The organism is Hydrogenophaga sp. (genome assembly GCF_030158645.1).
Taxonomy (GTDB): domain Bacteria; phylum Pseudomonadota; class Gammaproteobacteria; order Burkholderiales; family Burkholderiaceae_C; genus Hydrogenophaga.
Genome location: NZ_JAOASO010000144.1, coordinates 64,963 through 90,300 on the forward strand (window position 1 = coordinate 64,963; position 25,338 = coordinate 90,300).

The window sequence follows — 25,338 nt, forward strand, 5'->3', positions numbered from 1 at the left end:
GATGAAGCGCCGAACATGGTTCGCTCCGGACCGTCATGGTTGAGCGCGCCAGCTGCCATCGGGCTGACGGCAGGCCGTGCCCCACATCTGCTCAACGCGCCCGCCGATGACGGCGTTCACCTGGTATTCGCGGCAAGGGCCGTCCTCGCTGCCGTAGGTGCGTGTGGGTACCACGGTGTAGCGGTACCCGGTGTCCGGGTTGACCCACTGGCTGGGCACACCGGTGCGCACCGTCTCCAGCGTCTGTGCGGTCAGGTAGCGGTCGCGCTCGGCCATGGAACGACCCACCGCGCCGCCCACGGCCACGCCGGTGAGCGTGCCCAGGATCACCGCCGCGGTGCGACCGCTGCCGTGGCCGAACTGGGAGCCCACCACGCCACCGAGCAGGCCGCCGATCACCATGCCGCTTTGCTCCTGTGTCACGGGGGTCTGGCAGGCCACCAGCGCCAAGGCGGCCAGCACCATGGGCAACGAACGTTTCAGAGAGCTTGTGTGCATGGTGAAGGTCCAGCAACGTCGCGGCGCGCGGCGGATAGCCCAGTCTGTGGGGGACAGCGCGCGGCGCGCTTGAGCGTGCTCAATGCCGGCGCAGCTGGTCACGCCCCTGGGCGTGGCGCCACCGGCAGCGCCTGCGTGCCCCCGCATTGATCGCACTCAAGCGTGGGGGTTCTCGTGGGTCGTAGATTGGGTGCCCTGAACACCCAAGGACACGTCATGAGAAAGCAGTGGATTCTGGTTGCCAACGGGTCACGCGCCCGCTTCTTCTGCCGCGACGGTGTGGGCGATCCCCTGGTGGCGCTGGAGACCATGGACGGCCCCGAGGCTTGTACCCGGGGCAACGCCCTCCAGCGCGACCACCCATTCGCCCACGAACTCGCCCAGCGGCTGGAGGAAGGCGTGGTCGACGGCGAGTACGAGACCTTCTGGCTGATCGCCTCCAGTCCGCTGCTGAACGAGATCCAGCATTGCCTGAACCGGGGTGTGGACTACCGTCTGAAATGGACGCACGACGCCGACTTCACCAGCCTGGACGCAGGAACACTCGAGCGCCGGCTGCGTGAGTTGCGGGAATTGCATGAACCGGGCATGCCCGTCCACTGACGTCATGGCCGGGCGGGCCACACCGACCGAACCATGAAAAAAGCCGCCAAGCATCTCGCCGCGCTGGCGCTGCTGGCCTGCGCGTTGGCGGTGCCAGCCGCCGAGCCCACCGCAGCGGCGCCGGCGCTGCCGGGTGGACTCGCTCCCAATCACCGCGCCATCGTGGAACTGGCCGGACCGGCGGTGGTCGGCGTCGACGTGGTCGGCATGCGCATCCCCCCGGCTTCGGTCTGGACACCCGGCGACAACGCGCCCGCATGGCCGCCCATGGACGCGCTGCCCTTTCGCGCTCAGGGCTCGGGGTTCATCATCAGCAGCGACGGACTGCTGCTCACCAGTGCACACGTGATCGAAGGCGCGCGACGCATCACCGTGCGCCTGAGCGACCGGCGCCAGTTCCAGGCCCAGCTGGTGGGCAGCGACCCGACCACCGATGTGGCCGTGCTGCGCGTGAATGCCCAAGCCTTGCCGGTGGTGCGACTGGGCCGGTCCAGCCGTTTGCAGGTGGGCGACCCGGTGGTGGTCATCGGGTCGCCGTTCGGGCTGGAGCAGAGCGTCTCGCAAGGCATCGTCAGCGCCTTGGGCCGCGCCCTGCCGGGTTTGGCTGCGGTACCGCACATCCAGACCGACGCCTCCGTCAACCCAGGCCACTCGGGCGGACCGCTGCTCGATGCCAGCGCCTCGGTGGTGGGCATCAACTCGCAGATCTACACCCTGTCGGGCGGCTACGAAGGCCTGTCGTTTGCGGTGCCCATCGACGTGGCACTGCGGGTCAAGGACCAGATCGTCGCCCATGGACGGATGCTTCACGGCTATCTGGGCGTGACGATCCAGAACCTGGACCTCACGCTGGCCAGCGCCTTTGGACTGGATCGTCCGCGAGGCGCGCTGGTGGCCGCCACCGATGCGGGGAGCGCGGCAGACCAGGGAGGCCTGCGCGCGGGCGACGTCATCATTGCCTTCAACGGTGAACCCCTGGGCCAGGCGGGCGAACTCACCAGCCACCTGGGCCTGACAGCGCCGGGCGAACGGGTGCGACTCACGGTGTGGCGGGACCAGCAGGCCACGGACCTCACCGTCCGGCTGGACCAGGCGATGGACCTGGCGCTTGAGAACCCGATCGGCCAAGCGGGTGCTGCGCAGGCCCGGGTTGAACTGGGCTGGCAATTGCGAATCCTGACCGCTCAGGAGCGCAGCGTGCTGGGCGTGGTGGGTGGACTGTGGGTGGAACAGGTGAGCGGGCTCACAGCGCAAGCCGGCCTGCGCGCAGGTGACGCGCTGCTGTCCATCAATCTCAGGCCCGTGCACACGCTGGAAGACGTGCGTCTGCAGCTGCGCGAGCGCCCCTTGAACGCAGCCCTGCTGGTGGATCGGGATGGAGAACGCCAGTTCATCCCGCTGCTGCTGGACTGAGTCGCCACCGGCAGCACCAGGAGCGGATGGGCATCACGGACGCCTCCCGGCCCGTTCTTCGACCGGCACCTTCCAGTGTCAGGCCGGGATCAAGCGCTCCAGCCCGCCCATGTAAGGACGCAGCACCGCCGGCACGGTCACGCTGCCGTCGGCGTTCTGGAAGTTCTCCAGCACCGCCACCAACGCGCGCCCGACCGCCAGACCCGAACCGTTGAGCGTGTGCACCAGTTCGTTCTTGCCTTGTGCGTTCTTGAATCGCGCCTGCAGGCGGCGGGCCTGGAAAGCTTCGCAGTTGGAGACCGAGCTGATCTCGCGGTAGGTGCCCTGGGCGGGCACCCACACCTCGAGGTCGTGCGTGCGGGTGGCGCCAAAGCCCATGTCGCCGGTGCACAGCGCCAACACGCGGTACGGCAGGCCCAGCTTCTGCAGCACGGCTTCGGCGTGGCCGGTCATGGCATCAAGTGCTTCGTAGCTTGTGTCGGGGTGCACGATCTGCACCATCTCGACCTTGTCGAACTGGTGCTGGCGGATCATGCCGCGCGTGTCGCGCCCGGCGCTGCCGGCTTCGGACCGGAAGCACGGCGTGTGCGCGGTGAGCTTGATGGGCAGCTCGGCCTCGGCCACCACGGTGTCGCGCACCACGTTGGTCAGCGTCACTTCGCTGGTGGGGATGAGGTAGAGCGCCTGCATGTCGGGCACGGCCTCGCCTTCCTGGCCGCCCTTCTTCACCGCGAACAGATCGCCTTCGAACTTGGGCAGCTGGCCGGTACCACGCAGGGTGTCGGCGTTGACGATGTAGGGCGTGTAGCACTCGGTGTAGCCGTGCTCCTGGGTCTGCACGTCGAGCATGAACTGCGCAAGTGCCCGGTGCAGGCGCGCGATGGGGCCGCGCATGAAGGTGAAGCGGGAACCGGCCAGCTTGGTGCCGGTTTCAAAATCCAGCCCGAGCGGGGTGCCCACATCCACGTGGTCGCGCACGTCGAAGTCGAACACGCGCGGGGTACCCCAACGGCGCAGCTCCACGTTGCCATGTTCGTCGCTGCCCACCGGCACGCTCTCGTGCGGCAGGTTGGGCACGGCTTGCAGCAGGGTGTGCAGCTCGGCCTGGATCACTTCCAGCCGGGTGGCCGAAGCGTCCAGCTCGGTCTTGAGCGCGCCCACCTGCGCCATCACGGCGTCGGCCTCGGCGTGCTGGCCCTTGCCCTTGAGCATGCCGATCTGTTTGCTCAGCGAATTGCGTTGGCTTTGCAGCTCTTCGGTGCGGGTCTGCAGCGTCTTGCGCTCGGTCTCCAGGGCCTGGTAGGCGGCCACATCCAGAAACGGCTGTGGGCTCTTGCGCGTTTCAAGCCGCGCCACGACCCCGGGGAGGTCTTTTCTCAGTTGAACGATGTCTAGCATGCGGCGATTGTAGGTTTGGGGGAGCGTTGCCCCGGCGCTCAGCGCAGGTGCTGCAGCGGCGCGGCGTCTTCGCCGTCCATCTTCAGGCCCTTGGGCAGCGGGAACTTGATGGTTTCCGTCAGGCCGTCCATGGTGCGCACGGAAATCGCACCCAGCGCCTTGATGCGCTCGATCACCTGGCGCACCAGGATCTCGGGCGCCGAGGCGCCGGCGGTCAGGCCCACCCGGTGCTTGCCTTCGAACCAGTCGGCCTGCAGTTCGTCGGCGCTGTCGACCATGTAGCTCTCCGTGCCGAGCTTGATGGCGACCTCGCGCAGGCGGTTGCTGTTGGAGCTGGTGGGGCTGCCCACCACGATCACGATGTCGACCTGCGGGCTCAGCAGCTTGACCGCGTCTTGCCGGTTCTGCGTGGCATAACAAATGTCTTGCTGCTTGGGTTCGCGCACCTGCGGAAAGCGGGCCTTCACCGCGCTCAGGATCTCGGCCGCGTCGTCCACCGACAGCGTGGTCTGCGTCACCACCGCGAGCTTGGCGGTTTGCGCGGGCGACACACGCGCCACGTCTTCCACGTCTTCCACCAGGTGGATGCCGCGGTCGAGCTGGCCCATGGTGCCCTCCACCTCGGGGTGTCCCTTGTGGCCGATCATGATGAACTCGAAGCCTTCGCGGTGCAGCTTGGCCACCTCCACATGCACCTTGGTCACCAGCGGGCAGGTGGCGTCGAAGATGTTGAAACCGCGCTCCTTCGCTTCTTCCTGGATCGCCTTGCTCACGCCATGGGCCGAAAACACCAGCGTGGCACCCGCAGGCACATCGGCGAGCTCTTCGATGAAGATCGCGCCCTTGGCCTTGAGGTCGTTGACCACGTAGGTGTTGTGCACGATCTCGTGCCGCACATAGATCGGCCGGCCAAACTTGGTGAGCGCGCGCTCGACGATCTCGATGGCGCGGTCCACGCCCGCGCAAAAGCCGCGAGGCTCGGCCAACACGATTTCCTGGGACTTGGGCATCAGAGCACTCCAATCAGTTGCACTTCGAAACGCACCGGCTGACCTGCCAGCGGATGGTTGAAGTCGAACAGCACCGCGCCATCTTCCCGCACCTGCAGCGCCGCACCGGCGTACGTGCCCAGCCCGTCGGGCGTGGGGAACTGCACCACATCGCCGGCCACGTACTGTTCATGCGGATCGCCCAGCTCGTTGAGCAGCTTGCGCGCCACCCACTGCACCATTTCGGGCTGGCGATCGCCGAAGGCCTCGCCGGCCGCGAGTTCGATGACGGTGCGGGCGCCCTCTTCCAGACCCATCAGGCGCTGCTCGATCGCGGGCGACAGTTCACCCATGCCCAGGCTCAGCGTGGCCGGTTTGCCGGCAAAGGTGTCGATGATCACCTGCCCCTGCGGACCAGACATGCGGTAGTGCAGGGTGAGGAAAGAGCCTTCTTGGACTTGGGGCATGGGAGCGTGGGGGATCATGGGCAGCAGTGTGGCGCAAACGGCGGAGAACGGGGCGCTGCGGGTGGGATGGAGCAGGTATTGTAAAAACACGGCCTGCAACAGGGAGAAACGCACATGGATGGCCTTGTCGTGGTCGGGCTCAAGAGCCTGCCGATGGATGCGCGACCGCGCGAAAAACTGCTGGCGCGCGGGCCGGCAGCACTCAGCGACGTGGAACTGCTGGCGTTGCTGCTGCGCACCGGCATCCGCGGCAAACACGTGGTGCAGCTCGCGCAGGAGCTGCTGGAGCACTTTGGCGGGATGGCCGGTTTGCTGCACTCCAGCGCCGAAGCGCTCAAGCAGATCAAGGGCCTGGGCCCGGCCAAACGAGCCGAGGTGCTGGCGGTTCTCGAACTCGCCCGCCGTGCGCTCACGCAGCGCCTGCAGGAGAAAACCCTGATGGAGAACCCACAGGCGGTGCGCGAATACCTGCAACTGCAACTGGGTGGACGGCAGCACGAGGTGTTTGCGGTGATGTTTCTCGATTCACAAAACCGGCTGGTCGCGCTCGAAGAACTGTTTCGCGGCACCCTGACGCAAACCAGCGTGTACCCGCGCGAAGTGGTGCTGCGCGCCCTGCACCACCACGCGGCGGCCGTGGTGCTGGCCCACAACCACCCCAGTGGCACCGCCCTGCCCTCGCGCGCCGATGAAGCCTTGACCGCCACCTTGAAGTCGGCGCTGGCGCTGGTGGACGTGAAGGTGCTGGACCACTTCATCGTCACGCGCAACCAGGCTGCGTCCATGGCCGAAATGGGCCTCATCTGACACCGCAGGGTTGATCGCGGCGCCCCGGTGGGTGGTGAGGGCGCTCCGTCACAATCGCCGCATGAAAGTCAACACGCTGGCCGATCTGAAAACGCTCAAACGCGTGATGGCCGAGCGTGCGGCGGCCGAAGCGGCGCGGCGCGAAGCCGCGCGCCAGGCCGAGCTGCAGCGCGAACGCGAGCGCCGCCTGTTTGCACTGGCCGTGGGGCCGGTGCAGCCCATCGTGGATCCCGGCCGCATCGAACCGCGCCCGGTGCCGGTGGAGCCTCTGCCTGTGCAGCGCCAGCTCGACGAGGCCTCGGTGATGCGCGAAGCGCTCAGCGACGAGTTCGACATCGAGACCCTGCTGCACACCGACGACATGCTGAGCTACCGCTGCCCGGGCATCGGGCCGGACGTGATGCGCAAACTGCGCGATGGCAGCTGGAGCATCCAGCGCCAGATTGATCTCCACGGTCTGCGCACCGATGAAGCCCGCGAAGCCCTGGGCCGCTTCATCCGCGAGGCCCACCAGCAAGGTCTGCGCTGCGTGCGCGTGGTGCACGGCAAGGGCCTGGGCTCTCCGGGGCGCATGCCGGTGCTCAAGAACCGCGTGCTGCGCTGGCTGATCCAGAAGAGCGAGGTGATGGCGTTTGTGCAAGCGCGACCGGCCGAGGGTGGGGCCGGGGCGCTGGTGGTGTTGTTGCGGTCGGGGTGAACTCCCCGCCATGGCGCTTCGCTTCGTCACCGCCCTGTTGGGCGGTGTTTTCAATCCAGAGGCTGAACGCCTTGAAAGGTCGGCATGAACGAACGTTGGAAGAACATCGGCTTTGTCGCAGCCGGGCTCATGAACATCGGCGGCGTGCTCGTCTTTTCGCGGGCTTTCACCAACACGGCCATCAACGAGGCCGACCCGGTGGTGATGTCGAACTTCGGGCTTCTGATGATTGTGGTGTGGGGCCTGGCTTACCTGGGCGCTGCGACCGTCACATCGGGCGTCCGATGGATCGCCGGTGCATTCGCGCTGGAGAAACTTGTCTATGTCGTTGTCTGGTTCCAGTGGCTGTCGGCGAACAGCCTCGACGATCTCTACGCCAAGGATGTGTGGGCGGGCGTGTTCTTCAGCATCTACGGCGCCAACGACCTGGTGTTCATGTTGTTCTTTGCCTGGGTCTTCTTCCTGAAGCAGCCCTCCAGGTAAGGCACGACCCTCGCACCGCGCGCCCCGCCGACGGACACCACCGGGAGGCTACGCCGGCGAATTCCGCATCCAGTCCGCCGTCTGGAAAAAGCTGGTCTTGAGCCGCGCGCGCAGCACCGGGTCCACGCCCGTTTCACCCATCGCCTGGTCCATGCAGGCCAGCCACTGGTCGCGCTCCTGCACACCGATGGCAAACGGCATGTGGCGCATGCGCAGGCGGGGGTGGCCGAACTGCTCGGTGTAGAGCTGCGGGCCGCCGAGCCAGCCACAGAGGAACCAGAACAGTTTCTGGCGCGCGTCTTCCAGCGTGTTGCCGTGGGCGGCGCGCAACTCGGCGTAGCCGGGCTCGATGTCCATGAGGTCGTAGAAGCGGTCGACCAGGGCGCGCACTCGGTCTTCGCCACCGATCCATTCGAACGGCGTGGCGAACGGTGCGGGCTCTTGAATGTCGGTCGTCATGCTGCGGCCTTGCGCAAGGTTTCCACCACGGGGGTGCGCAACACGCTGCGCAGCCCCCACCAGCCAGCCACCAGCGCCAGCACGGCCCCGGCCAGCGCGCCGCCCAGCGGCACCCAGGGCGAGGCGGTCCAGGAGAACTGGAACACGTAGCGTGCCAACGCCCAGCCCACCGCCACGGCCACGCTGGAAGCGAGGAAGCCCGCCAGCAGGCCCACGCCCAGCAGCTCGATGCGCTGCACCTGGCGCAGCAGCGCGGAGCCCGCGCCCACGGCGCGCAGGATGGCGAATTCGCGCTCCCGCTCACCGCGGGTGGCGGTGATGGCGGCCAGCAGCACCACCAGGCCCGCGGCCAGCGTGAAGGCGAACAGGAACTCCACCGCGCTGATCACCTGACCGAGCACGCGCTGCACCTGCGCGATGGTCTGGCTCATGTCGACGTTGGTGATGTTGGGAAACTGGCGCACCAGCGTGTTGTCGAAACTGGCACCGGCGGCGCTCGCGCCGTCGGGCGCGCGGAAAGCGCTGATGAAGCTCACCGGCACGTTGGGCACGTTGGCCACCGGAAACACCACGAAGAAGTTGACCCGCAGGGAACCCCAGTCCACCTTGCGCAGGCTGGTGATGCGGCCTTCCGTGACCTGGCCGCCGATGTCGAAGCCGAGGCGGTCGCCGAGCTTGAGGCCCAGGGTTTCCGCCAGGCCTTCTTCCACGCTCACGGCACCGGCCTCGTTGTCGGTCCAGCGGCCAGCCACCACGGGGTTGTTCTCGGGTCGCGTGGCGGTGTTGGAGAGGTTGAACTCCCGGTCCACCAGGCGGGCAGCGCGGTCGTCGGTGTAGTCCTCGGGCTTCACGGCCGCACCGTTGACGCTGACCAGCCGGCCCCGGATCATGGGGTACCAGTCGAAGCGCTCCACACCGGCGGTGCGCAGCGCCTGCTGGAACTCGGCGCCTTGCTCGGGCTGCACATTGATCACGAAGCGGTTGGGCGCATCGGGCGGCGTGGCGTTGCGCCAGCTGGCAATGAGGTCGGTGCGCAGCAGCACCAGCAGCACCAGCGCGAGCAGGCCGACCGAGAGTGCGCTGATCTGCACCACGGCGTAGGCGGGGCGGGCCGACAGCTGGCGCGTGGCCATGACGAGGGCTCTCGGCGCGGTGGCTTCGTTCACGCTGGCGCGCAGCAGGCGCACGGCGGCGTAACTCGCGGCGGCGAACAGCAGCACGGCGGCGGCAAAACCACCCACTGCAATGCCGCCCAGCAGCAGGTCGCGGCTGGCGGCCAGCAGCAGCGCGGCAAAGCCGGCCATGCCCAGCGCCAGCACGGCCAGCGTGGCGGGCTTGAGCTGGCCCACGTCACGGCGGATCACGCGCAGCGGCGGCACCTTGGCCAGCTGCAACACCGGGGGCAAGCCAAAGGCCATCATGAGCGTGAGGCCCATGCCCAGACCGAGCAGCACCGGGGTGATGCCGGGCGGCGGCAGGCTGGCTTCCACCAGGCCCGCGAGCAGCACCACGAACACATGGTGCACCGCGTAGCCGATGGCGACACCCAGCGCGCTGGCGAACAGGCCGACGAGCGCGAACTCCAGCGTATAGGCGCGTGCCATCGTGCCTTGCGAGAGACCCAGCACGCGCAGCATGGCGCAGTCGTCCAGGTGCCGCTGCGCGAAGCCGCGCGCGGCGATGGCCACGGCCACGGCGCACAAGAGCGCGGCCAGCAGCGCCACCAGATTGAGGAATTTTTCGGCGCGCTCCAGCGTCTGCTGCATCTCGGGCCGCCCGCCTTCGAGCGACTCCAGCCGGATGCCGCGCACGCCGGGCTTGGCCACCTCGGTCTGCGCCCACTGGTTGAAACGGGCCACGCGGGCTTCGTCACCGACCACGGCGAGGCGGTAGTTGAGGCGGCTGGCGGGCTGCACCAGACCGGTGGCGGGCAAATCCGCGTTGTTGATCATCACGCGCGGCGCGAAACTCATGAAACCGGCGCCCCGGTCGGGCTCGACCACGATGACGCGGGTGATGGTGAACGAGGAGTCGCCCAGCAGCAGCGGCTGGCCCATTTGCAGGTTCAAGGACACCAGCAGCGCGGCATCAACCCAGGCGGTGCCCGGCGCGGGAATCTCGCGCGTGGGCGCATCGACGGCGGTGGGCGACTCGGCCACGCGCAGGCTGCCGCGCAGCGGGTAGCCCTCGCCCACGGATTTCAAAGCCACCAGCCGGGCGGCTCCGCCCTCTTCGTCGCGCGCTCGGCCCATGGTGGGAAAACCCAGCGTCTGCACCACGGTCAAACCGAGTTCACGGGCTTGCGCCTCGAACGCGGGTGGTGGCGTGTTGTCGCTGCTGATCACCACGTCGCCACCGATGAGCGCACGCGCGTCGCGCGACAGGCCACCCTGCAGACGGTCGGCAAAAAAGCCCACCGCCGACAAGGCCGCCACCGCGAGCGTCACCGCCAACATCAGCAAACGCAGCTCACCAGCGCGCCAGTCGCGGGTGAGGGATGACCAGCCCAGGGTCCAGAAGCGGATGGGCAGGGAGGTGGTGGGTGTACTCATTCGGAGAACCTTATCGCATCCACAAAAGCCACACGTCCGACCGGCGCGAAGTGCATTGGTTCAGAACGCCGCGGAAATGGCTTTGCCAGACCGCAGGCGTTGCCCCTGAGGGGTGACGCGCCGCAGGCGCGGCGCGGGGGGAGCACTACTTGGTTCCAAAAATTCGATCGCCTGCGTCTCCGAGTCCCGGAACGATGTACCCGTGCTCATTCAAGCCACGGTCCACCGAGGGGGTGTAGATCGGCACGTCGGGGTGCGCGTCGTGGAAAGTCTTGATGCCTTCGGGGCAGGTGACCAAGCAGACAAAACGGATTGAGCGCGGGCCGGTCTTTTTGAGCCGGTCGACCGCCGCCACGGCCGAATTGCCGGTGGCCAGCATCGGGTCGAGCACGATCACGTCGCGCTCGTGCATGTCTTGCGGCATCTTGAAGTAATACTCCACCGCCTTCAGCGTGGCCGGGTCGCGGTACAGGCCGATGTGGCCGACGCGCGCGCCCGGGATCACCTGCAGCATGCCGTCCAGGAAACCGTTGCCGGCCCGCAGGATGGAGGCGAGCACGACCTTCTTGCCGTCGATCACGCGCGACTGCATTTTTTCCAGCGGGGTTTCGATCTCGATGGTCTGCATCGGCATGTCGCGCGTGATCTCGTAGGCGAGCAAGGCGCTGAGCTCGTGCACGAGCTCGCGGAAGCTCTTGGTGCTGGTGTCCTTGCGGCGCATCAGCGTGAGCTTGTGCTGCACCAGGGGGTGGTCAATGACGTGGACGTCTCGGCTCATGGGAAAGTTCTCGGCAAAAAAAGTGAACCGAGTTTATGCCCGAACCCCCGGGCGTACGCCGCGTGAGGGCGGTCAGGACGCGCTGGCGGCCCGTTCCCGCACCACCGGTGCCGGGGGCGGCACGGCATCCAGCACCAACCGCTCGGGGTGCGTGTAACACAGGAAATGCTTGTTGGTGGCCCGGCCGATGGCGCACAAGCCGACGCGCTGCGCCACGTCCAGGCCCATTTGCGTGATGCCGCTGCGCGACACCACCACCGCCACCCCCATCTGCGCGGATTTGATGACCATCTCGCTCGTGAGGCGGCCGGTGGTGTAGAAGATCTTGTCGCCTGCGGGCAGGTCGGTTTGCAGCGGCATCCATCCCGCGATGGTGTCCACCGCGTTGTGGCGGCCCACGTCTTCCACAAACAACTGCAGGTTTTCAGCCAGGAACAGCGCACACGCGTGCACCGACCCGGCCGACTTGTAGGTGCTCTCCTTGAGGCGGATCGCGTTGACGATGGCGTAGAGCTGCGACTGGCGCAGCACCATGTCGGCCGGCAGCTGGATGCTGTCGATCTCGTCCATGAGGTTGCCGAACACGCTGCCCTGTCCGCAGCCGGTGGTGACCACGCGCTTGGAGGTGCGCTCCTCGATGTGGTCAATGCCGTGCCGCGTTTTCACCGAAGCCGCGCCCACCTCCCAGTCCACGGTGATCGACTCGATGTCGTCCACCGAGGCGATCAGGCGCTGGTTGAGCAAATACCCCAGCACCAGCCACTCGGGGTGCGCGCCCAGCGTCATGAGCGTGACCAGCTCGCGCTTGTCCACATAGACCGTGAGGTCTCGCTCGGCCGGGATGAAAATTGACTCGCGCTCGCCATGCTGGTTCATGACCTCGACTTCGCGGGTCAGCGGTGCACGGGCCTGGGTGAGGTGGGGCAAAGGCATGGGAGCAGACTACAGCAAGTTCAAAGGCAACAAAGTCAAAGGGCCGGCACCCGAGGGTGCGGCCCTTTCAAACGCAGGCAAAACAGGAAACGCCGAGGTCGTGGCGAATCACTTGCCCGTGGTGGCAGCCACCGGCGCCTTGCCGCTGGGTGGGCTGGCCGCCGTGTTGGACGGCGAATGGGCGCCCGCGGCTTCCAGCGGTTTGGCCACCGCGGTGGCCGCGGCCGCCACGTAGGTGAACGGACCGGGGTCCGCGCAAGCGGGCAGCGCCGCGGCGGGCTTGACCGACTTGCCGGTGGAGGCCGCCGTCTTGAAGAAATTGCCGGCGGCGCGGTCCATCGACAGGCACAGTTTGTAGCCATCGACCTTGGCGGCCCAGGCTGTCTTCGCCTTGGCTTCTTCGGCCTTGGCTTTGGCTTCGTCGGTCAACACGGGTGCGGGGAGCTTGGCAAAGGCGGACGTCGCCAGCAGCATCGAGAGGCACAGAAGGCTGCGTTTCATGGAGTTTCCTTGTCTCAGAAAAGGGAGGGGACTGTCAGGCGGCCCGGGGCGCGTCGCTCGCGGCGGCAGCGGCTGCCGTGCGGTGCGCGGGAATCTTGCCGGCCTTGATGTCGTCGTACCAGAGCTCGTGGTGCTCCTTGGCCCAGGTCTCGTCCACATAGCCGGTTTTCATGGCCTTGTAGGCGCCTTCCATGCCGATGGTGCCCATGTAGATGTGGCCCAGGAACATGGCCATCATCAGGACGGTGGCCACGCCGTGGATCATGTGCGCCACCTGCATGTTGGCGCGGGTGTACTCCACCGCCGGCACGATTTTGTCCAGGAACACACCGGAGCCCACGACGATCAACCCGAGGAAGAAAACGCCGCCCCAGAACACCACTTTTTCGCCCGCGTTGAACCGGTGCGAAGGCACTTCCGAACCACCGAAGAGACCACCCGCCTTCAGGACCCAGGTGATATCTTCCTTGGTCGGCCAGTTGTCTTTGAGGAAGGTGAAGAACACCACCACCAACGACACGGCGAACAGCGGGCCTGAAAAGTTGTGCATGTTTTTCAGCGCGTAGGTCAGCCAGCCGAACAGCGTGCTGCCCATGATGGGCAGCAGGAAGAACTTGCCGAACGCCATGACCACGCCGGACACAGCCAGCACCACAAACGTGATGGCGTTGACCCAGTGGGCCGCGCGTTCCACATACGTGAAGCGCTCGATGACCCGGCCGGTCTCGCTGCCGTGCAGCTTGATCGTGCCCTTGCCAAAGTAAAACAGCGCCAGCGCAACCAACGCGATCAGCAACAGCGAACCACCGTAGGGGATGATCCAGTCGTTGCGCACCTGGCGCCACGCTTCACCGGCGTTGGTGAGGCTGGATCCGGGGTACTGCACAAAACCCTGAATCATGTTGCCCGATTCGGGGTACGGCAGGCTGGAGTAGCCCGTGACACCCTTGCCCACATCGCGCCACATGGGCGCGTTGTTGCCAGGCTGGACCTTGCCTCGTTCGGCGTTGGTCTGCTCGCTGTACTTGGGATCGGTGGAAGCGTCGGGCGCGATCTCGAAGATGTTGGCGCCACGGATGCCGCCTTGCTGGGTGGCTGCGGGTGCGGTCACGGCGGGCGGTGCCAGATCGTCCTGCGTCGCGGCGGGAGCCACCGCCTGAGCGCTGGCCACACCCGCGCTGAGCGCAAACAAGGCTGCCGCCAGCACAGCGGGCGATGCGAGCTGGCGCAAGCCAGCGGTCAAAAACCGTTGCATACAGCGTTCCTCGTCACTTGGACATGCGGGTGTAGTCGTTCTGGCCGTACTGCGCACGCGCCTTGAGCTGCTGCTCCCAGCTGGCTTTGTCGCCGGTGCTCCAGCCGCTTTGAACGTACTGGCTCTTGCCCACGCCGGTGTAAGGAGCGCCGTCTTGCTTGACACCCGCGCCGTTCATTTCCTGCGGCTGGTCGCCGCAGGCCACCAGGCCCAGCGTCAGCGTTGCGGCTGCGATGGAGAAGATGAAACGCTGGCTCATGATTTGGTCCCTTGAGCGGTGCCGTAGGCGGTGCCCCAGCCCCAGACCTCGGCGCCCTTGCCACGCTGCAGCACGCGGTTGCGGAAGATGTCGGCCACCACGTCGCCGTCGCCGGCGAGCAGGGCTTTGGTCGAGCACATCTCGGCGCAGGCCGGCAGCTTGCCTTCGGCAAGGCGGTTGCGGCCGTATTTCTCGAACTCGTCCTGGCTGCCGTGGGCCTCGGGGCCACCGGCGCAGAAGGTGCACTTGTCCATCTTGCCGCGCACACCAAAGGTGCCTTGCGACGGGAACTGCGGTGCGCCGAACGGGCAGGCGTACGAGCAGTAGCCGCAGCCGATGCAGACGTCCTTGTCGTGCAGCACCACACCTTCGTCGGTGCGGTAGAAGCAGTTCACCGGGCACACCGCCATGCAGGGCGCGTCGCTGCAGTGCATGCAGGCCACCGAGATGGATTTCTCGCCGGGCACACCGTCGTTGAGGGTGACCACGCGGCGGCGGTTCACGCCCCACGGCACCTCGTGTTCGTTCTTGCAGGCGGTCACGCAACCGTTGCATTCGATGCAGCGCTCTGCATCACAGATGAATTTCATTCTTGCCATGTTTTTCTCCTGGTGCCGTGGGGCCGGTGCTTACGCACGCTCCACATTGCAGATCGTGGTCTTGGTTTCCTGCATCATCGTGACGATGTCGTAGCCGTAGGTGGTGGCGGTGTTGACCGCCTCACCACGCACCACCGGCATCGCGCCGTCGGGGTAGTAGGGCTTCATGTCTTCGCCTTGCCAGCGGCCGGAGAAGTGGAACGGCAGGAACACCGTGTCTTCGCTCACCCGCGGGGTCACCAGCGCCTGCACGTTGATGCGCGCACCGGTCGGGCTGCTCACCCACACACGCTCGCCGTTGCGAATACCGCGAGCAGCCGCCGTGGCCGGGTTGAGTTCCACGAACATTTCCTGTTGCAGCTCGGCCAGCCAGGGGTTGGAGCGGGTTTCCTCGCCACCACCCTCGTACTCGACAAGGCGGCCCGAGGTCATGATCAGCGGGAATTTCTCGTGCAGCTTCTCTTCGACGTTCTTCGCCTGCAGCGACTTGTACAGGATGGGCAGGCGCCAGCGGGTCTTCTGGTCGTCGTGGCTGGGGTACTTGGCCACCATGTCGGGGCGGATGCCGTAGATCGGTTCGCGGTGCTGCGGAATCGCGTCGGGGAAGTTCCACACCACGGCACGGGCCTTGGCGTTGCCGAACGGGTGGCAGCCGTGGGCCATGGCCACGCGAATGATGGCGCCCGTCGGGTCGGTCTTCCAGTTCTTGCCTTCGGCGGCTTTCTGCTCGGCCTCGGAGAGGTCGGCCCACCAGCCCAGCTTCTTGAGCAGCACGTGGTCGAACTCGGGGTAGCCGGTGGTGATTTCCGAACCCACCGAGTGCGAGCCGTCTTCGGCCAGCAGGCTCTTGCCGTCGCGCTCCACGCCGAAGTTGGCGCGGAAGTTGCCGCCGCCGTCCATGACGTGCTTGGAGGTGTCGTACAGGTTGGGCGAACCGGGGTGCTTGATCTCGGGCGTGCCGTAGCAGGGCCATGGCAGACCGAAGTAGTCGCCGGTCATGTCGTAGCCGGTTTCCTTGTCGACAACCTTGCCTTTGGCCTTGAGCGTCTTCACGTCGAAGGCGTTCATGTTGCGCATGTGGGCCTTCAGGCGCTCCGGGCTCTGGCCGGTGTAGCCGATGGTCCAGACCGACTTGTTGATCTCGCGCAGGATGTCCTCGGGCACGGGCTCGTCCATGCCCTTGACCTGCTGCATCTTGTAGTTCTTGCTGAGCTCGTTGGCGAAGCCGAGTTTTTCAGCGAACTGGTGCATGATCATGTGGTCGCTGCGGCTCTCCCACAGCGGCTCGATGACCTTCTCGCGCCACTGCAGCGAACGGTTGGACGCGGTGCACGAACCGCTGGTCTCGAATTGCGTGGCGGCGGGCAACAGGTACACGGCGCGGTTGGGGTTCAGGTCTTCGGCTTTGCCTGGCATGGCGGCCATGGCGGCTGTGGCCGATGGGTAAGGGTCCACCACCACCAGCAAGTCCAGCTTGTCCATGGCGCGCTTCATCTCCAGACCGCGGGTCTGCGAGTTGGGCGCATGGCCCCAGTAGAAGACGCCGCGCAGGTTGCTGTCTTGGTCGATGAGTTCATTTTTCTCGAGCACACCGTCGATCCAGCGGGACACGGTGATGCCGTTCTTGCCCATCATGGCAGGGCTGGCGAATTGCTTTTTGATCCACTCGAAGTCCACACCCCAGGCGTTGGCGAAATGCTTCCACGAACCTTCGGCCAGGCCATAGTAGCCGGGCAGCGAGTCGGGGTTGGGGCCGACGTCGGTCGCGCCCTGCACGTTGTCGTGGCCGCGGAAGATGTTCGCGCCGCCGCCGCTCACGCCGATGTTGCCGAGCGCGAGCTGCAGGATGCACGAGGCGCGCACCATCGCGTTGCCGATCGTGTGCTGGGTCTGGCCCATGCACCAGACGATGGTGCCGGGGTTGTTGTCGTGCAGCATCTTGGCGACCTTGAACATCTGGTCTTCCTTGACGCCGCAGGCCTCTTCGACCTTGTCCGGTGTCCACTTGGCCAGCACATCGGCCTTGACGGCGTCCATGCCGTAGACGCGGTCGTTGATGTACTTCTTGTCTTCCCAGCCGTTCTTGAAGATGTGGTGCAACACACCAAACAGGAACGGAATGTCGGTACCGGAGCGGATGCGCACGTACTCGTCGGCTTTGGCCGCGGTGCGGGTGAAACGCGGGTCGACCACGATCATCTTGCAGCCGTTTTCCTTGGCGTGCAGCATGTGCAGCATGGACACCGGGTGCGCTTCGGCGGCGTTCGACCCGATGTACAACGCGCACTTGCTGTTCTGCATGTCGTTGTACGAGTTGGTCATGGCGCCGTAACCCCAGGTGTTCGCCACACCGGCCACCGTGGTGGAGTGGCAAATGCGGGCCTGGTGGTCGCAGTTGTTGGTGCCCCAGAAGCTCACGAACTTGCGCAGCAGGTAGGCCTGCTCGTTGTTGTGCTTGGAGGAACCCACGAAGTAGACCGAGTCGGGGCCGCTGGCCTCGCGCAGCTCTTTCATGCGGGCGGTGATTTCATTCAGCGCCACGTCCCAGCTGATGCGCTCGTACTTGCCGTTGACCAGCTTCATCGGGTAGCGCAGGCGGTACTCGCCATGGCCGTGCTCGCGCAGGGCCGCACCTTTGGCGCAATGGGCGCCGAGATTGATGGGGGAGTCGAACACCGGCTCCTGACGGACCCAGACGCCGTTTTCCACGATCGCGTCGGTGGCGCAACCCACCGAGCAGTGCGTGCAGATGGTGCGTTTGACTTCGATCTTGCCGGTGCCGTCGATGGACTTGCCTTCAGCGGCCTTGGCTTTTTTCACCAGCACGAGCTGCGAAGCGGCCAGGCCCACGCCCACGCCCATGCCGGAGCGGCGCAGGAATGCGCGGCGGTCCATGGTGGGCAGGGCCGAGGACAGGCCGCGCTGCAGGTTGTGGACGAAGGTGGAATGCACGCGCGAGGCGTGTCCACCCGTGGAGGATGATTTTTTGGTCAGCAGCATGGTTTTGCCTCCTGAGGAGTCGCTTGGAGATTCGCCTGGTCAGCGGCTTGTGCCCCGGTGCAGGGCAGCGAACGAACGAGAACGTGGGGATTCAAGAATCGGGGCTCCGCTCAGATGCGGGTGGTCTGGTAATACTGCTTGACGTGATCGGTCAGGCTGTAGCCGCCGCCTTTGGTGGGGGCTGGCTTGGCTTCGATCGCGGCGGTTTCTTCGACGGGAGCGCGGGGAATGAGGGCTGCCGCGGCGGCGAGTGCACCGACCGTGGACGCACCGGCGAACAGGGTTCGACGGTTCAGGCCGGTTCGTTCATCACCTGCGGTCGGGCGGGAGGGCTTGGTCATGCAGATCTCCAGGTTGAAAGGCGCCCGCCAACACAACGTGCGGGCCTTTTGCATACGTGGAATCTAACCCCAGCCGATGCGGGTTGCAAGGTGGTTCATACGTAGCCAGACGTGTTTCGGACCGGGCGATCCACGGCCTCCTCGTGCGGCACCGCAGCATGACTGCTTGCTGCTTTTTTGATAGCCAGAAGCGTGCCATAAGCCAAAGGTTTCGATGCCGGGGCGGGGCTGCGGAGCACGCTCGGGACAGCCAACCTTGAGCACACTCACGATGGTGCGGGGGTGCGGGCCGCCAACCACGGGATTACCCGCATGACGGCGCGCAACCCCGCGGGCATTCGCGGTCAACTTGTCGCGGCCCGTCGCGACAAGTTGTCGCACGCACCAGACAAAGGCGCGCCGCTCAACACCCCGCACCAGCGTGGGGTTTGCGCCAATACCCCACTGTTTTCGTAGGGCACGTCCGTAGAATCCGGCCGGGTGGACACCTCATTTCTGCCCTCCGGGCCCGACAAAACCCTGGAAGGCTGGCCCGACTGGTCCATCCTGATCGTCGACGACGAACAGGGCATGCTGAACTTTCTGGTGAAGACGCTGGCACCGCGCTGCCACTTCGTGATGAGTGCCACCAGCGCCGAAGACGGCGCGCAGTGGCTGCGCGGTCACCACGTCGACCTGATCATTCTGGACATCTCGCTGCCTGGCAAAAGCGGTGTGGTGTGGCTCAAGGAGCTGCGCGAACAAGGCTTCACCGGCGAGGTCATCCTGATCACCGCCTTTGCCGATCTGGACACCGCCATTGAAGCGCTGCGCGCGGGCGCATCCGACTTCATCCTCAAACCGTTTCGGGTACCGCAGATCCTGAACGCGGTGAAGCACTGCTACGAGCGCTCGCGCCTGCGGCGCGAGAACTTCGTGCTGCGCCGCGCGGTGGCGCAGCCCCCGGGGCGTGGCACCGCGCTGGTGGGCCAGTCGCCCGACCTGCAGCACCTGCGCGCCTCCATTGCACGCGTGGCACCGGTGAACAGCACCGTGTTGCTGCAAGGTGAGTCGGGCACCGGCAAAGAGCTGGTGGCGCGCGAGCTGCACGCGCAGAGCAGCCGCGCCAGCGGGCCGTTTGTGCCGGTCAACTGCGCGGCGGTGTCGCCCGAGCTGATCGAGAGCGAACTCTTCGGCCACGCCAAAGGTGCGTTCACCGGTGCCACCCGAGCGCGCGACGGCCTGTTTCACTACGCTCAGGGCGGCACGCTGTTCCTGGACGAGATCGCCGAGCTCCCGCTGCCCATCCAGGCGACCCTGCTGCGCGCCATTGAAGACCTGAAGATCCGCCCGGTGGGCAGCGAACAGCTGGTGCCGCTGAACCTGCGCATCATCGCGGCCACCAACCGCCAGCTCAGCGCCGAGGTGGACGCTGGCCGCTTCCGCAAAGACCTGTTCTTCCGCCTGCGGGTGGTGGACCTGAACCTCGCACCGCTGCGCGCGCACAAGCAGGACATCCCCGAACTCGTCGCGCACTTCATGGCGCAGCTCGCGCCCTCGCTCGGCGTGGAGCCGCTGACCATCAGCGCGCAAGAGATGGACTTTCTCGCGCAGTACGACTGGCCGGGCAATGTGCGCGAGCTGCGCAACCTGATCGAGCGCTCGCTGATCCTTGGTTCGCTCAACGTCTCGGCCCTGTACCCAGGCGAAACCCGCCGCAACGAGACCAGCGCGGCACCCACCGACCTGCATGCCATGGAAAAGCTGCACATCCTCAGCGTGCTCGACTCCGTGCAGGGCGACAAGACGCGCGCGGCGCAGCTGCTGGGTGTGTCGCGCCGCACCCTGGAGCGGCGCGTGGCCGAATGGAACCACGCGTGACCCTCTGGCGCACGCCCCGCTGGCTGGCCAGCTCGGTCCGCAACAAGCTGCTGGCCATGGCGTTGCTGCCCTTGCTGGTGGCGTTTCCGCTGATGGCCTTGCTGTTGCTGCTGTGGGGCAACGTCGCCTATGACCGACTGCTGATCACCAAGGTGCGCAGCGACCTGGCGGTGGCGCACGGCTACTTTGAACAGGTGCTGAGCGAAGTGGGCTCGGGCACGCTGGGGGTGGCCGGTTCGCAGGCGCTCTATGCCGCCTTGCAGACGCCGCCCGCCTCCGACCGCAATGGGCTGAACGAACAGCTCGCCTTGGCGCGCGAGCGGCTCGGCCTCGACTTCCTGCTGCTCTACAACGCGCAAGGCCAGTCGCTGGCGCGGGCCGTGCCCACCGGGCTCAGCCGGGCCGACGCCACAGCGCCCATTCCCCGCATGCCGGCAGCGCTCGGTACGGCGCTGCAGCCTGCTCGCACCCAGGGCGCACAGGCCCGCCTGCTGCTGCTGGAACCGGAAGCACTCGATGCATTGGCGCCACACCTTTCGCAGCGCCTGCGCATTCCACTGGTGGCCACGCGCAACGCCGCGCCCGCCACCCGCGAAGCCGAGCACCGCGCCATGGTGATGCTGTCGACCCACCCGGTGCTGGACGCGAAGGGCCAGACCATCGCGGTGCTGGCCGGTGGTCTGCTGCTCAACCAGAACCTCGACTTCATCGACCACATCAACCGCATCGTCTATCCCGACGGTGCCCTGCCCTTCGGCAGCCAGGGCACGGCCACGCTGTTCATGGACGACGTGCGCATCACCACCAACGTGCGCCTGTTCCAGGACCAGCGCGCCATCGGTACCCGGGTGTCCCAAGCGGTGCGCGACGCGGTGCTGGGCCGCGGCAACACCTGGCTGGACCGCGCTTTTGTGGTGAACGACTGGTACGTCTCGGCCTACACGCCCCTGCAGGACGCGACCGGCGCACGCATCGGGATGCTGTACGTGGGCTTCACCGAGGCGCCGTTCCGGCTGGTGCGCCACGCCATGCTGGCCCTGATGGGCCTGATCTTTCTGGGCGTGATGGCGCTTTCGGCCTGGTTCTCTCTGCGCTGGGCGCGCAGCATCTTCCAGCCCGTGCAGCGCATGAACCGCACCATGCAGCTGGTCGAAGAAGGACAGTCCGGGGCGCGCGTGGGCGAACTCGCCGCGCGCGACGAGCTCGGCGCGCTGGCGGGCCACCTTGACGAACTGCTGGACGTGATCGACGACAAAACCGCCGCGCTGCAGCGCTGGGGCGAAGAGCTGGACCACAAGGTGGCCGAACGCACGCAAGAGCTGGAGGCCAGCAACGCCTCGCTGCAGATGGCTCAGCAACAACTGGTGAAGAGCGAAAAACTCGCAGCGATCGGCCAGCTCACCGCCAGCATCGCACACGAGATCAACAACCCGATCGCGGTGATGCAGGGCAACCTCGACCTGATGCGCGAGACCCTGGGTGCGCACGCCCAACCCGTGCGCGGCGAGCTGCAACTGCTTGACGAACAGGTCGAGCGCATGCGCCTGATCGTCACGCAGCTGCTGCAGTACGCGCGGCCCACCGAGTACGCGGGCTACGTGGAATCGCTCGACCTCAACCGCACGGTCAACGACTGCCTGGTGCTGGTGGGCCATCTGCTAAGCCAGACCCACATCGAGGTGCAGCGCGAGCTGCGGGGCACGCGCCGGGTGGGCTGCAACCGGCAGGAGTTGCAACAGGTGATCATCAACCTGCTGATCAACGCCATTCAGGCCATGCCGCAAGGCGGTGTGCTGAAACTGGTCACCGAGGACTGGGTGCCCGATGGCCCCCATGGCGTGCACGCGGGCGGCACCCTGCTGCGGGTGGAAGATTCCGGCCACGGCTTGACCGCAGAGGCGCGGGAGCGTTTGTTCCGCCCCTTCTTCACGACCAAGAACGACGGCAACGGACTGGGACTGTGGATCAGCCAGGGGCTGGTGGAGCGCTACGGCGGCAGCATCTCGGCGGCGAACCGTGACGATGGGCTTGGCGCGGTTTTCACCGTGCGCTTGTCCACCGAGCCGCTGGCCCCTGCGGCCACGCCGACGAACGACGGGCGGCCCGGGGGGCATTGAAACAAGACGAAAGCCGGCTCAGGCCAGCATGTCGAAGCCCTGCGCCTCCACGCCCACAAAAGCGCGGGTGAACGCCGCCAAGGTGGCATAGAAGCGGGCCTTGGGGTGCGCGGCGATGTCGTCGCACATGCGCATCACCCAGGGCTGCAGGTGGGTGGTGAAGAACTTTTGCTGTTGCGTGAGGTTGGCCACCTCCACATCGTCGCCCGCGATCAGGTAGCGCATCACCTCGCAGAGGTAGGCCACGTGGTCTTCGGTTTCGGACATGGTGTCGTCGCGGCCCAGGCCAAGGGCGGCCAGGTCGGTGCGCAGCGCGGCCAAGGGCTTCTCGTTCAAAAAGCCGCTGAGGTAGTGCGAGCCGAACAGGTAGATCTCGGGCTTGCCCACACCGCCAAACAGCGCGTTGTACTCGGCGGCGATGACGGCATCGTCCATCCCGCGCGACATGGCCACCACGTCGCGCCAGGGCTCTTCCAGAAATCCCCCGGCGGCGGGCGCTTCGGTCACGGCCACGCGCAGTTGGGCCAGGAGTTCACTGGAGGGGGGCGCGTAGTACAGCGCGGCCAGCAGGCCGTAGACCTCGGCACGGGCGGTTTCTTCGTCCAGGGCGGATGTGATGGGAATGCTGTTGTTCATGGCGTCGATGGCTTCACAGGTCGGTGATGCGGGACTCACCCGGATTGGAGTACAGGTCCACCACACGGCAGTCACCGCACATCTTCAGGCGCTCCAGCGCTTCGCCCTGGAACATGGCGTGGCCCGAGAGCTTGCCAAGCATCACTTCAATGCCCTTGAGCGTGCCGAAGGGCTTGGCGCAGCGGATGCAGTGGTAGGGCTGGGCCTCGTTGAGCACGCGCAGCTGCTTGCGCTGCTCGCCGATCAGCAGGCGCGGCTGCAGGGTGATGGCGTCTTCCGGGCAGGTGCTGGCGCACAGGCCGCACTGCACGCAGTTCTTCTCGATGAAGCGCAGTTGTGGGCGCTCGGTGTTGTCCTGCAGCGCGCTGGCCGGGCAGGCGCTCACACAGCTCAGGCACAGCGTGCAGGTGTCCTTGTTGACGTTGATGGTGCCGAGCAGCGAGGCGCCGGGCAGCGCGATGGCTTCCATGGCCGGACGCTGGGCGGCGCTGTCCTGCAACAGGTGGTCGATGGCCAGCTCCACCGTGGCGCGTTTCTCGGCCTGGATGGCGAAGGTGGCGCGGCGTTTGACGGTTTGCGCGGGCGCCGACACCAAGGCGGCGTCCAGTGCCTGGACCTCACTGGCTTCGATCAGGCGGAAGTGGTGTCCGCTGTAACCGAGGCCATTCACCAAGGCTTGCGCCACCGCCATCTGATCGCGCACGGCTTCGCGGTACTGCGGCGCTTCTTCGCCGGTCATGAGCACCCAGACCTGCGAAGCGCCGTAGGCGAAGGCCGAGAGCCACACGTCCAGGCCGATGGACGCCGTGTGCCACAGCGGCAGCGGGATCACGCGTGCGGGCACGCCGCGAAACGCCTTGTCCATCGACGCGGCGCGGCCCAGGTCGTTCACCAGCGTGGCGCCGGCTTCCTGGCTGTGCAGCAGCAGCGCGGCATTCTGGCCGCCGGCCTTGGCGTAGGTGGCCAGCAAGGTGCGCAGCTTCACGCCCTGCTCGCTGGCGCGCGGGTAGGCGTACGACAGCGCACCGGTGGGGCACACGGTGGTGCAGGCGCCGCAGCCCACGCACAGGTTGGGATTGACGACGATCTGGTTGCGCTTGATCTCGCTGCTGATGGCCAACGCCGAGCAAACCTCGACACAGGCGTTACAGCCCACGGTTTCGTTGCGGCCGTGCGCGCAGAGCTTTTGCTTGTAAGTGAAGAACTTGGGCTTTTCGAACTCGCCCACCAGTTCGCGCAGCTTGAGCACCGTGGCCATGCCGGCGGCGTTGTCGATGCCGGAGGCCAGGTGGAAATAGCCTTGGGGGTGCGCGTGCTGAGCGAAGGCCGGCGCGGCCCGCAGGTCCAGCACCATGTCAAAGGTCTCGCTGTGCTCTTGCGCATCGCGCTGGAAGTTGATGGCGCCCACCGCGTCGCAGGCTTTCACGCAGGCGCGGTGGCTCTGGCACTTGTCCATGTCGATCTGGTAATCCAGGCCGATGGCGCCTTCGGGGCAGGCGGCGACGCAGGCGTTGCAGCGCGTGCAGAGGTCCAGGTCGATCGGGTTGTTCGTGGTCCAGGCCACCGTGAACGCGCCGAGCCAACCGCGCACCTCGCCCACGGCACCCGCGATCACCGGGTAGCGGCGGGTCTGCATGCCCGTGCCACCCGTGGACAGGATGCTCACCTCCAGCGTGTCGGACACGAGGTCCGCCACGCGCTCGGCGTCTTGCAGCGCGCCGATGATCAACAGGCGGCCCGCGCTCTTGTAAGTGACGGTGGGCACCGGCTCGGCGTCGGGCAGGCGGGCGGCGGCCAGCAGCGCGGCCATCTTGGGTGTGGCGTCCTTGGCTTCACGGCCCCAGCCACCGGTTTCGCGGATGTTGACGAACTTGATGGGGCGAACTTCGAGCGACACCGCGCCTTCGGTCTGCTCGGAGAGTTCGGTGAACAGGCGGCTTTCCTGCGTGCAGGCAACCACCAGGTCGTCGTTGCTGCGCGTGGCGCGCTGGAAGGCGGGCGCGTCGCGGCGGCACAGCGTGGTGTGCAGGGTCAGGTCTTCATCCAGGGCCTCGCCCAGAACCTTCGGGTTCAGGGGCATGGTCTGGTTGCAATTGCAGATCAGCGTGGTCATCGTGGGGGTCCGGTGTCTCGGGGACGGGGGGGTCGTTGTTGTCGTCTGGCAAGGTGTCTTCGGCCGCTGGCCCGGCTTCGGCCACCTCGGTGGGAGGCTCGGCCTGTGGCGCTGTGGTCGGCTGCGGAGTCGCGGCGGTGGCGGGCTTCACCTCGTTGGGGTCGTCCACCAGCTTGAGGAACTGCGCACCCACCATCTTGGCCATGTCGGCGGCCGAGAGTGGGCTGGGCTGGGAGTAGTCATCGATGTAGATGTCCAGCCCGTCCATGATGTTGTAGTGCGGGTCGGTGAAGAGCTTTTTCACCGCGGCATTGCGCACGTCGGGCGACACGCTCCTGGCCACAAAGGCGGAGTAGTCGGAGTCGGGTGTGAGGCGCGCCACATCGTCGAGCGTGAGGGCCGGGGGCGCCTCAGGCGGCTCCACCGCGGGAGCAACGGGAGCCACCGGCGCGGCCACGGTAACGGGCGTCGCCACCACCACCGGGGCCGGGGGCTCGGGCGGCAGTGGCTCACCGGTGCGCACCTGCACCTTGCGGCGCGACCAGCGCGAGAAAAAGTTGTCGTCGTCGTTCGTGGCCAT

The 25,338-nt window shown here is 66.6% G+C and carries 24 protein-coding genes; 7 read left to right on the forward strand and 17 right to left on the reverse strand.

The window, feature by feature from the left end:
• Window positions 1-33 precede the first annotated feature (33 nt).
• The gene (locus Q1W68_RS15380; protein WP_300655048.1) at window positions 34-498 is read right to left on the reverse strand and encodes a glycine zipper 2TM domain-containing protein; all 465 of its coding nucleotides are present in this window, start codon (window positions 496-498) and stop codon (window positions 34-36) included.
• 216 nt (window positions 499-714) lie between these two features.
• Between Q1W68_RS15380 and Q1W68_RS15385 the strand changes: the two genes are divergently transcribed.
• On the forward strand, window positions 715-1,101 hold the full coding sequence (locus Q1W68_RS15385; protein ID WP_300655051.1) for a host attachment protein: 387 nt from the start codon (window positions 715-717) through the stop codon (window positions 1,099-1,101).
• A 33-nt stretch (window positions 1,102-1,134) separates the two neighbouring features.
• Entirely contained in the window at window positions 1,135-2,514 is a 1,380-nt protein-coding gene (locus Q1W68_RS15390) for a trypsin-like peptidase domain-containing protein (protein WP_300655053.1), read from the forward strand.
• Between the two features lie 78 nt (window positions 2,515-2,592).
• On the opposite strand, the gene serS is transcribed toward Q1W68_RS15390, so the two are convergent.
• Genes serS through Q1W68_RS15405 form a run of 3 tightly spaced genes read right to left on the reverse strand, consistent with a single transcriptional unit; the run spans window position 2,593 to window position 5,386 of the window.
• On the reverse strand, window positions 2,593-3,912 hold the full coding sequence (gene serS, locus Q1W68_RS15395) for a serine--tRNA ligase (protein WP_300717045.1): 1,320 nt from the start codon (window positions 3,910-3,912) through the stop codon (window positions 2,593-2,595).
• Window positions 3,913-3,950: 38 nt separating this feature from the next.
• Window positions 3,951-4,922 (reverse strand): 4-hydroxy-3-methylbut-2-enyl diphosphate reductase, encoded by a 972-nt coding sequence (gene ispH, locus Q1W68_RS15400; protein ID WP_300717046.1) that lies wholly within the window; start codon window positions 4,920-4,922, stop codon window positions 3,951-3,953.
• Entirely contained in the window at window positions 4,922-5,386 is a 465-nt protein-coding gene (locus Q1W68_RS15405; RefSeq protein WP_300717047.1) for an FKBP-type peptidyl-prolyl cis-trans isomerase, read from the reverse strand. The genes ispH and Q1W68_RS15405 overlap by 1 nt, the downstream gene beginning before the upstream one ends.
• 96 nt (window positions 5,387-5,482) lie before the next feature.
• On the opposite strand from Q1W68_RS15405, the gene radC reads away from it, so the two are divergent.
• From radC to Q1W68_RS15420, 3 genes are all read left to right on the forward strand, one after another.
• The gene (gene radC / locus Q1W68_RS15410; protein WP_300655064.1) at window positions 5,483-6,175 is read left to right on the forward strand and encodes a DNA repair protein RadC; all 693 of its coding nucleotides are present in this window, start codon (window positions 5,483-5,485) and stop codon (window positions 6,173-6,175) included.
• A 61-nt stretch (window positions 6,176-6,236) separates the two neighbouring features.
• The gene (locus Q1W68_RS15415) at window positions 6,237-6,872 is read left to right on the forward strand and encodes a Smr/MutS family protein (protein WP_300655067.1); all 636 of its coding nucleotides are present in this window, start codon (window positions 6,237-6,239) and stop codon (window positions 6,870-6,872) included.
• Between the two features lie 84 nt (window positions 6,873-6,956).
• Entirely contained in the window at window positions 6,957-7,355 is a 399-nt protein-coding gene (locus Q1W68_RS15420) for a hypothetical protein (RefSeq protein WP_300655070.1), read from the forward strand.
• Between the two features lie 48 nt (window positions 7,356-7,403).
• Here Q1W68_RS15420 and Q1W68_RS15425 read toward each other — a convergent pair whose 3' ends face one another.
• From Q1W68_RS15425 to Q1W68_RS15470, 10 genes are all read right to left on the reverse strand, one after another.
• Window positions 7,404-7,814, reverse strand: coding sequence for a group II truncated hemoglobin (locus Q1W68_RS15425; protein ID WP_300655073.1), 411 nt, complete (start codon window positions 7,812-7,814; stop codon window positions 7,404-7,406).
• On the reverse strand, window positions 7,811-10,366 hold the full coding sequence (locus tag Q1W68_RS15430; RefSeq protein ID WP_300655076.1) for an FtsX-like permease family protein: 2,556 nt from the start codon (window positions 10,364-10,366) through the stop codon (window positions 7,811-7,813). Before Q1W68_RS15430 ends, Q1W68_RS15425 begins: the two co-directional genes overlap by 4 nt.
• 145 nt (window positions 10,367-10,511) lie before the next feature.
• The gene (upp, locus tag Q1W68_RS15435) at window positions 10,512-11,144 is read right to left on the reverse strand and encodes a uracil phosphoribosyltransferase (protein ID WP_300717048.1); all 633 of its coding nucleotides are present in this window, start codon (window positions 11,142-11,144) and stop codon (window positions 10,512-10,514) included.
• 72 nt (window positions 11,145-11,216) lie between these two features.
• Window positions 11,217-12,077 (reverse strand): formate dehydrogenase accessory sulfurtransferase FdhD, encoded by an 861-nt coding sequence (gene fdhD / locus Q1W68_RS15440; protein WP_300655078.1) that lies wholly within the window; start codon window positions 12,075-12,077, stop codon window positions 11,217-11,219.
• A gap of 108 nt (window positions 12,078-12,185) precedes the next feature.
• A complete protein-coding gene (locus Q1W68_RS15445) occupies window positions 12,186-12,578 on the reverse strand; it encodes a hypothetical protein (protein ID WP_300655081.1) in 393 nt (130 codons plus the stop codon).
• A gap of 34 nt (window positions 12,579-12,612) precedes the next feature.
• Entirely contained in the window at window positions 12,613-13,833 is a 1,221-nt protein-coding gene (locus tag Q1W68_RS15450; RefSeq protein ID WP_300655084.1) for a formate dehydrogenase subunit gamma, read from the reverse strand.
• 13 nt (window positions 13,834-13,846) lie between these two features.
• Window positions 13,847-14,092: a hypothetical protein gene (locus Q1W68_RS15455; protein WP_300717049.1), complete on the reverse strand. Its 246-nt coding sequence runs from the start codon at window positions 14,090-14,092 to the stop codon at window positions 13,847-13,849.
• The gene (gene fdh3B / locus Q1W68_RS15460) at window positions 14,089-14,691 is read right to left on the reverse strand and encodes a formate dehydrogenase FDH3 subunit beta (RefSeq protein WP_056272861.1); all 603 of its coding nucleotides are present in this window, start codon (window positions 14,689-14,691) and stop codon (window positions 14,089-14,091) included. Before fdh3B ends, Q1W68_RS15455 begins: the two co-directional genes overlap by 4 nt.
• A 30-nt stretch (window positions 14,692-14,721) precedes the next feature.
• Entirely contained in the window at window positions 14,722-17,691 is a 2,970-nt protein-coding gene (locus tag Q1W68_RS15465) for a formate dehydrogenase subunit alpha (RefSeq protein WP_300717050.1), read from the reverse strand.
• 110 nt (window positions 17,692-17,801) lie between these two features.
• Window positions 17,802-18,032: a formate dehydrogenase gene (locus Q1W68_RS15470; protein ID WP_300658197.1), complete on the reverse strand. Its 231-nt coding sequence runs from the start codon at window positions 18,030-18,032 to the stop codon at window positions 17,802-17,804.
• A gap of 480 nt (window positions 18,033-18,512) precedes the next feature.
• Between Q1W68_RS15470 and Q1W68_RS15475 the strand changes: the two genes are divergently transcribed.
• Together Q1W68_RS15475 and Q1W68_RS15480 are read left to right on the forward strand one after the other, a co-directional pair.
• Entirely contained in the window at window positions 18,513-19,892 is a 1,380-nt protein-coding gene (locus tag Q1W68_RS15475; RefSeq protein ID WP_300717051.1) for a sigma-54 dependent transcriptional regulator, read from the forward strand.
• A complete protein-coding gene (locus Q1W68_RS15480; protein WP_366146715.1) occupies window positions 19,889-22,009 on the forward strand; it encodes a cache domain-containing protein in 2,121 nt (706 codons plus the stop codon). The genes Q1W68_RS15475 and Q1W68_RS15480 overlap by 4 nt, the downstream gene beginning before the upstream one ends.
• 18 nt (window positions 22,010-22,027) lie before the next feature.
• Here Q1W68_RS15480 and Q1W68_RS15485 read toward each other — a convergent pair whose 3' ends face one another.
• The 3 genes from Q1W68_RS15485 to Q1W68_RS15495 are packed head-to-tail and all read right to left on the reverse strand — an operon-like array spanning window position 22,028 to window position 25,338.
• Window positions 22,028-22,645, reverse strand: a complete 618-nt coding sequence (locus tag Q1W68_RS15485; RefSeq protein ID WP_300649876.1) for a molecular chaperone TorD family protein — start codon at window positions 22,643-22,645, stop codon at window positions 22,028-22,030.
• A gap of 13 nt (window positions 22,646-22,658) precedes the next feature.
• Window positions 22,659-24,758 carry a 4Fe-4S binding protein gene (locus Q1W68_RS15490; RefSeq protein WP_300717053.1) on the reverse strand — a complete coding sequence of 700 codons (2,100 nt, stop codon included), beginning with the start codon at window positions 24,756-24,758 and terminating at the stop codon, window positions 22,659-22,661.
• A complete protein-coding gene (locus Q1W68_RS15495; protein WP_300650565.1) occupies window positions 24,685-25,338 on the reverse strand; it encodes a DUF3306 domain-containing protein in 654 nt (217 codons plus the stop codon). The genes Q1W68_RS15490 and Q1W68_RS15495 overlap by 74 nt, the downstream gene beginning before the upstream one ends.